General features: G+C 54.3%; 11 protein-coding genes. 7 read left to right on the top strand and 4 right to left on the bottom strand.

Going from position 1 to position 13,552, the window contains the following annotated elements; all coding sequences use genetic code 11:
* Positions 1-52: 52 nt before the first annotated feature.
* Positions 53-1,711: a sensor histidine kinase gene (locus tag ABIE64_RS18140; protein ID WP_037989362.1), complete on the bottom strand. Its 1,659-nt coding sequence runs from the start codon at positions 1,709-1,711 to the stop codon at positions 53-55.
* A 63-nt stretch (positions 1,712-1,774) separates the two neighbouring features.
* On the bottom strand, positions 1,775-2,491 hold the full coding sequence (locus ABIE64_RS18135) for a response regulator transcription factor (RefSeq protein WP_007088270.1): 717 nt from the start codon (positions 2,489-2,491) through the stop codon (positions 1,775-1,777).
* A 324-nt stretch (positions 2,492-2,815) separates the two neighbouring features.
* On the opposite strand from ABIE64_RS18135, the gene ABIE64_RS18130 reads away from it, so the two are divergent.
* The 6 genes from ABIE64_RS18130 (at position 2,816) to ABIE64_RS18105 (ending at position 11,522) form a co-directional block, all read left to right on the top strand.
* Positions 2,816-4,612 (top strand): sensor histidine kinase, encoded by a 1,797-nt coding sequence (locus tag ABIE64_RS18130; protein ID WP_354378187.1) that lies wholly within the window; start codon positions 2,816-2,818, stop codon positions 4,610-4,612.
* Positions 4,612-6,027: a sigma-54-dependent transcriptional regulator gene (locus ABIE64_RS18125; protein WP_354378186.1), complete on the top strand. Its 1,416-nt coding sequence runs from the start codon at positions 4,612-4,614 to the stop codon at positions 6,025-6,027. Before ABIE64_RS18130 ends, ABIE64_RS18125 begins: the two co-directional genes overlap by 1 nt.
* Before the next feature lie 553 nt (positions 6,028-6,580).
* Complete coding sequence (locus ABIE64_RS18120; protein WP_007088273.1) at positions 6,581-7,546, top strand: TAXI family TRAP transporter solute-binding subunit; 966 nt, start codon at positions 6,581-6,583, stop codon at positions 7,544-7,546.
* A complete protein-coding gene (locus ABIE64_RS18115) occupies positions 7,543-8,052 on the top strand; it encodes a DUF1850 domain-containing protein (RefSeq protein ID WP_354378185.1) in 510 nt (169 codons plus the stop codon). The genes ABIE64_RS18120 and ABIE64_RS18115 overlap by 4 nt, the downstream gene beginning before the upstream one ends.
* A 5-nt stretch (positions 8,053-8,057) precedes the next feature.
* Entirely contained in the window at positions 8,058-10,073 is a 2,016-nt protein-coding gene (locus ABIE64_RS18110) for a TRAP transporter permease (protein ID WP_354378184.1), read from the top strand.
* A 174-nt stretch (positions 10,074-10,247) separates the two neighbouring features.
* The gene (locus ABIE64_RS18105) at positions 10,248-11,522 is read left to right on the top strand and encodes an MFS transporter (RefSeq protein ID WP_354378183.1); all 1,275 of its coding nucleotides are present in this window, start codon (positions 10,248-10,250) and stop codon (positions 11,520-11,522) included.
* Between the two features lie 187 nt (positions 11,523-11,709).
* Here the strand turns inward: ABIE64_RS18105 and ABIE64_RS18100 are convergent, their stop codons facing one another.
* Positions 11,710-11,892 (bottom strand): hypothetical protein, encoded by a 183-nt coding sequence (locus tag ABIE64_RS18100; protein ID WP_114121642.1) that lies wholly within the window; start codon positions 11,890-11,892, stop codon positions 11,710-11,712.
* 142 nt (positions 11,893-12,034) lie between these two features.
* On the opposite strand from ABIE64_RS18100, the gene ABIE64_RS18095 reads away from it, so the two are divergent.
* Positions 12,035-13,024 (top strand): LysR family transcriptional regulator, encoded by a 990-nt coding sequence (locus tag ABIE64_RS18095; protein ID WP_354378182.1) that lies wholly within the window; start codon positions 12,035-12,037, stop codon positions 13,022-13,024.
* Between the two features lie 12 nt (positions 13,025-13,036).
* Here the strand turns inward: ABIE64_RS18095 and ABIE64_RS18090 are convergent, their stop codons facing one another.
* Positions 13,037-13,552 (bottom strand): GNAT family N-acetyltransferase, encoded by a 516-nt coding sequence (locus ABIE64_RS18090; protein ID WP_354378181.1) that lies wholly within the window; start codon positions 13,550-13,552, stop codon positions 13,037-13,039.

Below are 13,552 nucleotides of genomic sequence, written 5' to 3'. Positions count from 1 at the left end.
TGAAACATGCAGGTCTATCCTCATGGATAGAAATTACCGGCAATTCGACGGGTTACGCACCTTCTTCAAGCGGCAAGCGCAGGGTAAAGATCGCGCCCTTGACCTCGCCATCGAGGATTCGGTTTGTCGCTGTCAGGTCGCCGTTATGCGCCCCGGCGATGCGTTTGGAAATCGAAAGCCCCAGACCGGAATGCTGACCAAATTTTTCGCCTGATGGGCGTTCGGTATAGAACCGGTTGAAAATCGCCTCTTCCTTGCCGGGCGGAATGCCGGGTCCATCATCTTCGACCGTGACCACCGCCTGATCCTTGTCCCGCCATGCACGCACCCGCACCGACCCGCCTTCGGGGGTAAAGGTGATCGCGTTTGAAATCAGGTTGCGGAACACCTGCACCAATCGGCTTTCAAGGGCCGGCACAATGAGGTTTTCAGGCACCGATACCTTGACCGGCGGGCCATCCGCATCGGCGTTATAAAGCTCGCAAAGGGTTTGCAGCAAAACACGCAGATCAACTTCTTCGGTTTCTGCACGCGACAATTCGGCATCCATGCGCGAATAATCGGAAATATCGCTGATCAGGCGATCAAGGCGCTGAACGTCTTCGGCAATGATTTCCATCAGACGGCGCTGGCGTTCCGGGTCTTTCAGACGGGTCGCGGTTTCAACCGCACTGCGAAGCGACGTCAGCGGGTTCTTGATTTCATGGGCGACGTCGGCGGCAAAACGTTCAATCGCGTCCATACGATCCCAAAGCGTTTCGGTCATATCGCGAAGCGTCGTCGACAGATCGCCGATTTCATCGCGACGATCCGAAAGATCGGGGATGGTAAACTGACGGTTCTTGCTGCGCCGGACCCGTTCGGCCGCACGCGCCAAACGGTTTAACGGGCGCGTAATCACCCCGGCCAGATAAATCGACAGCAGAACCGTAATACCAAACGCAAAAACAAAGATTTTCAGGATATCAAGCCGAACCGCATGCAGGGCATTTTCGATCGCATCACCATTTTTGGTCAGCATGATCGACGCCAGAACCTGCTTGAAACGCTGCACTGGCACCGAAACCGACAAAACCCGGCGCCCCTGGCTATCCACCCGGACCACGCCGCGTGAATATCCGGCAAGGGCGGCACGTACTTCCGGATAATCACTGGCACTTGCGACCGGGGGATCGACATAAAGCGGAAGCGGCTGCTCGCCCTCAAAAAGCGAGAGAATCCCCTCGGTCAGTTTGCGCATGATTTCGGCAAGCTGGTCATCTTCACCCGGTGCTGGCAGCTCTTCTGCCTGAACCGCACCGCTTCCAAATGTCCGGACATTGCGGCTATCAGCGATCAATTGGCCATTCGCCCCGAACAGCCGTGCCCGTGCCCCGGTAATCCCGACAAGTCGGCGCACCATTTCGCGCGCGACTTCAAGCTTCACCCGATTGGTTGCATCATCACCCTGACCGACGGCAGACGTCGACAATGCCGCAGCATACATTTCCGCCTGCACGGCCATGGCTTCAAGTTCGGAATGGATCAATTCCTGCTTGTAACGGCCAAGATAAAGGATACCCGCGACCAGCACAAAAAGAGCCAGCGCGTTCACCGCCAGAATGCGCCAGGTTAACGGGGAAAAAAGCCCGTGGCGTTCCTCTATCCGCGCAACACGGGTTTCGTGTTGCGGCACGGATTGCTGTTCAGCCGAGGCAGGTAAATCGCTCATTCAGACCCGCAATTCTGGCCGGGCCAATATCGGCCCGGCACTGCGACAAGAGTGTTCAGGACTTCAACTCGCAACCGTCGCTGTGTCGCGGTAACGATAACCAACGCCATACAGGGTTTCGATTTCTTTGAATTCCTTGTCTGTCTCGCGGAATTTCTTGCGCAGACGTTTGATGTGACTGTCGATGGTACGATCATCAACATAAATATGTTCGCCATATGCCGCATCAATCAGCTGATCACGGTTTTTCACGTGGCCCGGATGCTTTGCCAACGCCTGAATCAACAGGAATTCCGTCACTGTCAGGTTCACATGCTGGCCTTTCCAGCTGCACATGTGGCGTGATGGATCAAGAACCAGTTCACCACGCTGAATAACGTCTTCCGAACCGCTCGGACGAACACCGCCTGCGCGCATGATTTCGGCACGACGCAGCAATGTCCGGATACGTTCGATCAGCAAACGCTGAGAGAACGGCTTTTTGATATAATCATCTGCCCCAAGCCTCAGACCGGTCAGCTCGTCGACCTCGTCATCCTTGGATGTCAGAAAAATCACCGGCATCTGGGTCTTTTTGCGAAGATGCGTCAGAAGCTCCAAGCCATCCATGCGCGGCATCTTGATATCGAGCACGGCAAGATCGGGCTCTTCCTTGGTCAAGGCATGCAGCGCTTCAGACCCGTCGGAATATGTCTGGACCTCATACCCTTCTTCTTCAAGCGCCATCGAAACCGATGTCAGGATATTACGGTCGTCATCAACAAGTGCGATCTTACTCACCTGAACCTCGTCAGTTAGACAGATTAAAATTTGAAACAAGCCTAACAAAATACATCCCATTGTGGCGAAAAAATAACCACTTGAGGCATATTTGAGGCTTTGTTCATGTACGACACTAAGACCCTACCTGATTTCTGCCGTTCCACCCCATGGGAAAGTGACATTCAATACCGGTACTGCCCTGCGTCTTTATTGACTCCCCGTCCCGATGCCACATAACTATCGTGCACCCGAACAGGAAGCCGGACACCCCCGCCAACAGGCCGGACGCCAAAACGCCCTGTATGAAGCAAAAGACCAAACTCTAACGCGCGAGAGGCAGGATTGTTCTACTGGTTAAGCACCTATAGTCGCGCGTCGTTGAGTTTTGCCGGGATTATCATCGCCGGACTGGTCGTCTGGCTTGCTGTCAATTCGACCGAAACCCTTGCCATCAGCCAGTTACAGCAAACATCCCAGGCCCGCCTTGCACTTTATGAAAGCACATTGCGCGCCGCTGTCGATCGCTATCGATATCTGCCCTATGTCGTTGCCCGAAATCATGAAATCGTCAATGTCGTCACCGGAAACGGCACTGTGGATATTGCCAACCAGTATCTGCAAAAGGTCAACGGACGGTCGGGCGCGGCCGCACTTTATGTCATGGACCGAACCGGCAAAACGGTCGCGGCAAGCAACTGGGGAACGCCCGACAGTTTCGTGGGTCAGGATTACAGTTTCCGCCCCTATTTCACCGAAGCTTTCGCCGGGCAGGAAGGATTTTTCTACGGGATCGGTGTGACCACCGGGCGATCAGGCCTGTTCATTTCCCATCCGATATCGAAATCCGGCGAAATTGTCGGCGTGGTTGCTGTCAAAATTGAACTCGATGAGCTTGAACGGAACTGGCAGGACGGGGGCGAAACAGTCTTTGTTTCAGATGCCGACGGTGTGATCATGTTAACCAGTCGCGGCGACTGGAAATATCGCACCATTCGCCCGCTGACCGAAACCGACCGTGAGCGCATATTGCGCAATCGCCAATATTCCGGTCAGGAACTCCGGTCACTGAACATTGCTGAAAATCCTTCTGGCGAGGATGGCTTGCTTGAAATCGGTAATGAACGCTTCCTGTTTGACATCAAACCGATCAGCGGCAGTGAATGGAATCTGTTTTATCTGACTCCGATGGACTATGTCGCAGAACGACGCACAAGCGTCATGCTGATCACCCTGATCGGGTCGGGATTGATCATCCTGATTGTGCTGTTCCTGCGCGAACGTGAATTGAAACTGGCATCCCAGCGCAAATCCATGGAATTTGCCCGCATTCAGGCGCTTAACACCCGTCTTGAACAGGAAATCACCGAACGCCGCAAGACCGAGGCCGAATTGCGCGGCACACAGGATGAACTGGTTCAGGCGGGTAAACTGGCCGCCCTTGGGCAGATGTCCGCCGCAATCGCCCATGAAATCAACCAGCCGATTGCCGCGATCAGAACCTTCTGCGCCAGTGCCAAACTGATGCTTGAACGCGGCAAACCGGAAAATCTCGGCCCCAATATCGAACAGATTTCAGCCCTGACTGAACGCATGGGATCCATCACCGGGCAACTTAAAACCTTCTCGCGCAAATCGACCGGCGTGCTTGAACCCGTCAATATCCGGGCCGCCCTTGATAATGTGATACAATTGCTGTCATCACAGTTGCATAACGAAGGCTGCGTGCTTGAACAGTCGGCATTTGACGGCGATCTGATTGTCCATGCCGATCTGGTTCGGATCGAACAGGTTTTCGTCAATATCATCCGCAATGCCCTTGATGCCATGGCCGAAATACCGGGAACGGATAATGCGAACGGCAAGACGGAAAAACGCATCATCGTCGATCTTACGCAAACCCGGGATAAAGCCACCATTCGCATTTCCGATACCGGTCCTGGCATCGGCGAGGAAAGCCTGGCTTTGCTGTTTGACCCGTTCTTCACCACCAAGGACCCGGGACAGGGTGTGGGGCTTGGCCTGTCGGTCAGCTATGGAATTGTTCGTGACTTTGGTGGAACGATCCGCGCCTATAACCGGGCGGGTGGCGGGGCCTGCTTTGAAATACAATTACCATTGATGCGGGGGACGCAGAAGTAATGCCGCACTCGAAAATCGATACCACCAGCGCAAAACCACAAACGGCACAGGTGATCATCGTCGATGATGAAGAAGCCCTGCGCGTTTCCCTGTCGCAATGGCTTGACCTGTCAGGCTACACCATCTGTGTTCATGCCGACGCGATTTCAGCCCTTGAAGATATCACACCCGATTTCGCCGGCGTCATCCTGACCGATGTCAAAATGCCAAAGCTTGATGGCATCGCCTTTACCAAATCGGTTCTGGCGATCGACCGTGACATTCCGGTGATCCTGATGACCGGTCATGGCGATGTCCCGATGGCGGTCGAAGCGATGAAAAGCGGGGCCTATGATTTCGTTGAAAAACCGTTTGAGCCGAACGACATCCTCGAAAGCCTTGAGCGCGCAATTGAAAAACGCAAACTTGTCATCGAAAACCGCGCCCTGCGCACGCAAATCGCCCAACAGGGCACGCTTGACAGCCGCCTGATCGGCAACAGCCCGTCGATGCGTGCGCTAAAGGCCGAAATCGCCAATATCGCCCCGACCGAAGTTCCAGTTCTGGTTTCCGGCGAAACCGGTACCGGCAAGGAACTTGTAGCGCGCGCCATCCATGATCTGAGTGTCCGACATGATCGGCGATTTGTTGCCGTCAACTGTGCGGCCATTCCTGAAAGCACTGCCGAAAGCGAACTTTTCGGTCATGAAAAAGGGGCCTTTACCGGCGCAACCAACCGCCGGATCGGCTGGATCGAACATGCCGATAATGGCACCCTGTTTCTTGATGAATTATCAAGCATGCCGCTGGCCTTGCAGGCCAAGCTTCTGCGCGTCATTGAACAGCGCGAAATCGTCCGACTTGGGTCAAACACCCCGGTAAAGGTCAATTTCCGGCTGATCTGTGCCACCAACGAAGATTTGCCGACCGCCGTTGCTGATAAGCGTTTCCGCGAAGACCTTCTGTTCCGGATCAACACATTCGAACTGCAAATCGCCCCGCTTCGCCAGCGCAAGGATGACCTACCGCTGCTGTTTGACATTTTTGCCGAACGGGCGGCCGAAAATTTTGATCGCCCGTATGAAAAACCGCCTGCAAAACTTTGGGGCGGACTTCTGGCTCATGAATGGTCGGGAAATGTGCGCGAACTTAAAAATCTCGCGGAACGCTATGTGCTCCTGACCGGCAACGCCGAAGAACGCTGGGCACGCCTGTTTGGCAACAGCATTGGCAATGGTGCCGCCGACCCTGCCGACAAAACCGGATCACTCGCAGATCAGCTTCGCCATTTCGAACAGCACATCATCCGCGATGCACTGACGCGCCATAACGGCAACGTCAAAACAGTAATGGACGAACTCGACATTCCGCGTCGCACCCTGAACGAAAAAATGAAAAAGCTGAACATTCGCCGTGATACCATTGAAGAGCGATAATTTGTCCCGCAGCTTTAAAGTGTTAGGATATTTGTGAATCGGGTCTATCGGCAAAAATCCGCCGAAAAAGAAATGGTACATCGGCAAGATTCCGCCGATATGATCTGGCTGATTTTTGTATCTGCTTGATATATAAATAGAAAAATAGAATCCCCGGTTGGCATGATGTTTGCCAATCATTAGGGCAAAACAATAAACAACATTCGTCAGGGAGAATAACCAATGTCCGGGAAGGCATGCTTTCATCGCATGACGCTTGATCGGCCCGATAACGGGTCAATCGCATCTGAATGCCACCGCATTTTGTCGGATTTCTGACAGCATCCTTGTGAATCAGTTTCACGGGCGATTTGCGCGTGCCGTATTTGGCGACCGGATCGGACACTGCTTTATTATCCCAACGACCTGTTAAGTGCCCACCCGACACCATATTCGTTAGAGAACAGGACGACCAACAACTGAGGAGATACCAAAAGATAACTGCCAATATTTCTTTATTGACCGTTTCTGTTGTTATCAACGCAGTAAACACTAATCCTAGGGAGGACTAAGTATGAAATTGCGGAATCTGCTTTCTGCAGCGGCAGCACTGATGATGTTCGGTGCCCCGGCATTCGCCCAAAGTCAGCTTTCCATCGCGACCGGCGGTACCGGTGGCGTTTATTATCCGTATGGCGGCGGTCTTGCGGAACTGATCAGCAAATATGTTGACGGTGCGACCGCAGTTGCCGAAGTCACCGGTGCATCTGTTGAAAACATGGGCCTTATTTCCCGTGGCGACAGCGACATTGCAATCGGTTTGGCCGATACTGTTTATGCCGGCTTCACCGGTACAGGCAAATTCGAAGGCCGCAAACTTGACAATGTTCGCGCCTTGGCTTCGATCTATCCGAATGCCGTTCAGATCGTAACCATGGCAGATAGCGGCATTACCGGCCTTGCCGATCTTAAAGGCAAACGCGTTTCTGTTGGTGCGCCAGGTTCGGGCACCGAAGTTTCTGCCAAAACCCTGCTTGAAGCCAACGGCATTTCTTATGATGACATCGAAGAACAGCGCCTGAACTTCAACGAAACCGCCGACGCACTTCGTGACGGCGATATCGATGCAGGTTTCTGGAGCGTCGGCCCGCCCACCAGCTCGATCCTCAACCTCGCAACCACCCGCGAGATCAAGCTGATCGCTCTCAGCGACGAGGAAATCGTTGCTGCTCTTGATGCCGAACCGACCTTCGCACCCTATGCGCTGCGCAAAGGGCTCTATGACGGTGTAACCGCACCGGTAAACACCGTTTCAACCCCGAACGTTCTGTTCGTGAATGCAGAAATGGATGACGAACTGGCCTATCAGATCACCAAAACCCTGTTTGAAAAAGTTGATGAACTGATCGCCATTCACCCGGCGGCCAACGACACCACCGTTGATTTCGCTCTGAACTCGACGCCGATTCCGATGCATCCGGGTGCCCTTCGTTACTACGAAGAAACCGGTTCACCGATTCCGCCTAAGCTTTATCCATGATTTCACTAAATTGGGGGCGGCCAGCATTGGCCGCCTTTACCCTTCTGATATCGGCATGTAGCGGGCCAGCTCCTCATGCTGAAACCACGCCGGGTACGGCAACGGACCATCTGGAAGTCATTGCCGCTGACGGATCGGTTTTAGCCAGAACAGCAATTCCACGCCAATCTGGCTGGTGCCTTTACTGGAACCATTCGGTCACTGGTGACGGGGTTATCGATTGTTATGTCGATGATCTGGGCAGGATGGTCCTGCATCGTACATACCAACCCGATTTTGCAGCAGGTCTTGGCCATTATCCGGGTCGTGGAGTCCTGACCAGCGCCAAAGGTGGCGGATACTGGATCGAGGACATCGACGAACCTGTGCCGGGCAATGCCTATGCCCTGCGCGTCGGAAGTCTTGCAGTCGACCATCGTATCGTCACGACAGAGGGTGACGAAATATATCTTTCAAAGATGGCTGAACACACCCGTGTCACCATCCGCCTTGATACCGGGGAATAAGTTTCATGTCTGAACCGGCACCGCTTCCGTCCTTGGCGGACAAACTGCCACAGCCAAAAATGGTTGTACTGGCAATTTCTGTTGTCGCCGTTGCACTTTCACTGTTCCAGATGTATGGCGCTGGGATCGAGCCGCTTGGCCTGTTTTATCAGCGTTCGATCCATCTGGCCTTTGTGATGTTTCTGGCCTTTCTGATGTTCCCCGTTTTCGGATCGAACCGCAAACGGGGCGTTCTGGGTTGGGTTATCGATCTGGGATTTCTGGCGGGTGCGTTCATTACGGGGTTCTATCTGTCCTTCTATCTGGACGAGATTTTCAACCGTGCGGGTTTCTGGACCAGTACCGATCTGATCATCGGCATCATCGCGACCGTCACCGTACTCGAAGCCAGCCGTCGTGCTGTTGGCCTTGGCATGACTGTGATTGGCATCGTTGCAATCGTCTATGCACTTTCCGGTCCACGTGGTGCATTGCCATGGCTTGGTGAATGGCTGCCCGGTATCCTTAGCCACCGGGGCGCTGATGTGGATCGCCTAGTCGGTCAGCTTTATCTTGGTCAGGAAGGCATTTATGGCCTGCCGATGGGAGTTGCAGCGACCTACATCTTCATGTTCGTCCTGTTTGGCGCATTCCTTGAAGTAACCGGTGCGGGTAAATTCTTTATCGACATGGCCTATGCGGCGACCGGCAGAAAGGCTGGCGGTCCCGCAAAGGCCGCGGTGCTGGCGTCTGCCGGTATGGGATCAATCAGCGGTTCGGCGATTGCCAACGTTGTCACCACCGGGGCCTTTACCATTCCACTGATGAAAAAATTGGGTTATCGCCCCGCACAGGCCGGTGGTATCGAAGCCGCCGCCTCGACCGGCGGCCAGATCACGCCACCTCTTATGGGGGCAGGTGCATTCCTGATTTCCGAATATACACAGGTTCCGTATCTTGAAATCGTCATGGTCTCGATCTTCCCGGCGATCCTGTATCTCGGCACGGTTTATCTGTTTGTCCATATCGTCGCGCTGAAAAACGGTATGCGCGGCATGCCGGTCGAAGAACTGCCCGATTGGAAGCAGGTGCTTAAGGAAGGCTGGCAATTCATTCTGCCGCTTGGCGTTCTGATTTACCTTCTGGTGCTGAACATTTCACCGATGCGTGTCGGTTTCTGGGCGATCATTTCCGTCCTTGCGGTTGCCGCCCTGCGATACGTGATCTGGTTCTTCTATGTCGCGCCGCAGAACGGCGAAAAGGCAAGCCACGATCGCCTCAAGGTTGCCCTTGTCAATGGTGTCAGGATTACAATTGCCGCCCTTGAACTCGGTGCAAAAAATGCGGTTGCGGTCAGCATGGCCTGTGCTGTTGCCGGTATTATTGTCGGCGTCGTCGGACTGACCGGTTTGGGTCTGAAATTCTCGTCGATGATGATCGCTTTCTCGGGCGGCCATATTGTTCTGGCACTGGTTCTGGTTTTGATCGCCAGCCTGATTCTCGGTATGGGCCTGCCGGTGACGGCATCCTATATCGTTCTGATCGTTCTGGTCGGACCGGCACTGTCCAACGAGTTCGGCATTCCGTTGCTGATCGCTCATCTGGTGGTGTTCTGGTATTCTCAGGACAGTAACGTGACCCCGCCCATTGCGCTTGCCGGTTTTGCCGGGGCCGCGATTGCCGGGGCAAGTCCATTGGAAACCAGTATGCAGGCCTGGAAATTTGCCAAGGGCCTCTATCTGATCCCGGCCTTCATGGTGTTCAATCCGGAAATCATCACTGGTGGCCCGCTGCCGCTTGTGCTCTGGACCGGCTTTACCGCGATCCTGTCGCTGGCGGCCTTTGCCGCCGCACTCGAAGGCTTCATGTTTGCCAAGATTGATCTGGTGTCACGCATTCTGATTGTTCCGGCGACAATTGGCATCTTCTATCCTGACATTCGGGCAGAGATCGCAGGCACGGTCGTCATTCTGGCGATACTGGGCCTGAACTGGTGGAAAAGCCGTCATTCGGATGGTCCGGCGGCCAAAATAGCTGCCTGATTTCCCCGCTGAAACGACTTACTTTTGATCCGAAAACCCCCGCAAGAACATGTTCTTGCGGGGGTTTTTTCTTATTATTTGCTTACATAATACCTATGCATTCGGGCAGTAGACGCTTTTCACCGCCCTAGATAATATCGCCGGAAGAATTCCTCATACTATTGATTGAACCTCATGCAATTCCTCAGTCTTTTGCGTCAGGCACCCCGCCCGTTGGCATTCGGGGCGCTTCATAGTTTTGGCTCGTCATTCGGCCAGACCTTTCTGGTCGCCCTTTTCGTTCCGTTCATCGGGGCCAGCCTTGCAATCAATGAAACCGAGTTTGCCAATATTTATGCCGGGATCACCATCGCAAGCGCACTCTGCCTGCCTTTCATCGGGCGATTGATCGACCGCATCGATATGCTGCGCTACAGCCTGGCGACCATGGTGTTGCTGACCATCGGCTGCCTTTTGATTGCCGCCGCACAGTCGGCCTGGATGCTGATTGCGGCCCTGTTTATTCTGCGTCTGGCTGGGCAGGGATTGATGAGCCATGTCAGCATGACCGGCATTGCGCGTTATTTTGACCGCAGTCGTGGACGTGCCCTCGCCATTGCAAGCTTCGGCTTTCCATTGGCAGAGGCAATCATGCCGGTAACCCTGCTGGCACTTATTGCCGGATTTGGCTGGCGGGCCACCTATGCCGGGGCCGGTATTTTCATCGTGGTTATCCTGATGCCGATTGCGATCCTGCTGATCCGCGATAACGCGAAATTCCGCGAAGCACCGGGCAAAATGGAAAACAACAGCAAGACCGCTAGTGCGAATCAGGAGGTCGCCCGGGATACGTCACCCACAGGCAGCCATCCACGCCTGTTCCGGTCGCGCTATATCTGGTTCTGCATGCCGATGCTGGCCGCCCCGCCGCTGGTGATGACCGCCCTGTTCTTCCATCAGGGATCGATTTCAGCCAGTAAAGACATCGACCTCACCTGGTTTGCAGCAGGCTTTACGGTTTTCGCCATCACATCGGTGATCGGGGCCTTTGGCAGCGGACCGCTGATTGACAGCCATACCGCTCGCAAGCTGTTCCCCTATCATCTGATCCCGGCCATCGGGGCGGTATCGTTGCTGGCGATCACCGAAACCCCGGTCATGATCCCGGTTTATATGGGGATGTTGGGGATCACCACCGGCTTTGCCACAACATTACGTACCGCGATTATCCCGGAACTGGTGCCACTGGATGAAATTGGTGCGGTTCGAAGCACTTTGACTGCGGTCATGGTTCTGGCATCGGCGATTGGCCCGGCGATCTATGGCTGGATGTTTGCCGCCGATATTGATATCGCGACGACGCTTTGGATCACCATCGTGGCAATGGCGGTTGTTTCGGTGCTGTCATGGATGTCGGAACGGCCGGGCTTCTATATCCCGCCGGGCGTCGCCCGCCAAACCGGTGAATAAGGCCGGGGATTTCAAAGCCGGAAATCGACGATGAGACAAAAAAATGGCCCGGAGCTCAAAAGAGCCCGGGCCAGTCGGGAAAACAGCGTCGTCTAGGGAGGAAGACGCTAGAAAAAACGCGGTAGTCCATCGCGGGAGCGTCGTTTGGGGAGGAAGATCAAACGTCGCTCGACCGCGAGGTCGTCAATTAGGCAGCACCGCCAACGGTGCCAGCCGGATGCTTGATGTCGGCGGACTTGTCAGCGCCTTTGAACAGGCTGCGGAACAGGCTACCGATATATTCAGCGCGAAGCTGTTGGCCTTTGCGCACGCCAGCTTCAATCTCGCTGGTTTTGATGTTCAGCTTGGTGATGTCAGCATAAGTGGTCATGGCAGACCTCCTTTAAGAATTTGGTTCATTGCGACAACGTGTCGCGTTTGATGAACCCAATCTAATTTCCTTTACGGCAGAAGAGAATTACCTCAATATGCACATTACTTGTGAATATGCGTCATAAATAGGAAACATGCCGATGGATCGCGCCGCAGAAATGGAAATCTTTGTCCATGCCGTTGAAGAAGGCAGCTTTTCAGCTGCCGCACGGACCATGCGTCTGTCACCTTCGGCGGTTTCAAAATACATTTCGCGCCTTGAAGACAGACTTGGCGCGCGTCTTTTGATGCGCACCACCCGTCAGCTTAGCCTGACCGAAGAAGGCCGTGCCTTTTACGAGCGCGCCCGCACGATCCTAAACGAGATCGAGGAAGCCGAAGAAGTCGTGACCCAGCTTTATGCCGCCCCGCGCGGAACGTTGCGTATCAACGCATCGGTGGCGTTTACCAAGTATCAGGTCGTGCCGCTGATCCCGGAATTTCTGGCGCGTTATCCCGATGTCCGCATTGAATTGACGCTCGATGACAAATTCACCGATCTGGTCAACGATGGTTACGATCTGGCGATTCGCCTGTCAGCCCTTGAAGATTCATCCCTGATCGCGCGCAAATATGCGGTCAACCGCCGCATGATCGTCGCATCGCCGGAATATCTGGAAAAGAACGGTATCCCGCGCAAACCCCAGGAACTTGAAAACCACGACTGTCTGCATCTGTCTTCGCGCGAAAGCTTCAACGACTGGCATTTCGATACCCCCGAAGGCCATGTTTCATTCCGCGCACAGGGCAGTTTTTCCGCCAATGACGGTGACGCATTGCACGAAGCGGTCGTTGCAGGCCTTGGCATGGCGCGACTGGCCGAATATCTGGTCCATGAAGATATCCGTGCGGGCCGCCTGACGCCGGTTCTGACAGAATATGTTCACGATCTGGCGTGGATTTCGGCTGTGTATCCACACAAACGTCACCTGTCGCCAAAGGTTCGTGCCTTTGTAGACTTTCTGGCCGAAAAATTCACCCCGATCCCGCCATGGGAACTGGGCCTGCGCGATGCTCGTTCCGTCCGCAAACCCGAAGCCGGTACCGAAACCAAGGCCATTGCAGCCCCGGTTACCGGACAGCAAAGCTGAGTTCGCAAACGGTCAGGTAATCCGAAGCAGAACATCGTTCGGTCGAGCTTTGAACCGGTATTCCGACGAGGCACTAAGATCATCAAGAATGCGGGTTTCGCCAGTTCGGGTGAACCCGCATTTTTCATAAAAGCGATGTCCGGCTTCAAACCGTGTATCGGTCCAAAGGACAAGTTCGGTGCAATCGGGATGGGTGTGCACCAGCCAATCAAGTGCCTTTGTCAGCATGCGTTGTGCAACGCCCTGCCCGCGGGTGGCACGATCCAGATAGACCTTGTGCAATTCCGCCTGCTTTTGTGCCGGATCGTATTTGATGCCAAGGCATCCCAAAACACGCCCATCCCCCTCGAAAACCCAGATACAACCATTCCCGGTGGTGAAATCATCGGCAATCGCATCAAGTTCAGGAAACTCGCCCGCACGGTCAAAGATGCAACCGGGATAGTCAGAAAAGACCGCATCAATCAGGATTGCGATTTGATCGCCGTCCCGGTTAGTGGCTTTGCGAATGTCGAATACCATTTCCAT

Source organism: Thalassospira sp. MBR-102 (assembly GCF_040549275.1).
Taxonomy (GTDB): Bacteria; Pseudomonadota; Alphaproteobacteria; order Rhodospirillales; family Thalassospiraceae; genus Thalassospira; species Thalassospira xiamenensis.
The sequence above is the reverse complement of the archived record's forward strand: the minus strand, read 5'-3'. Positions and strand labels throughout refer to the sequence as shown.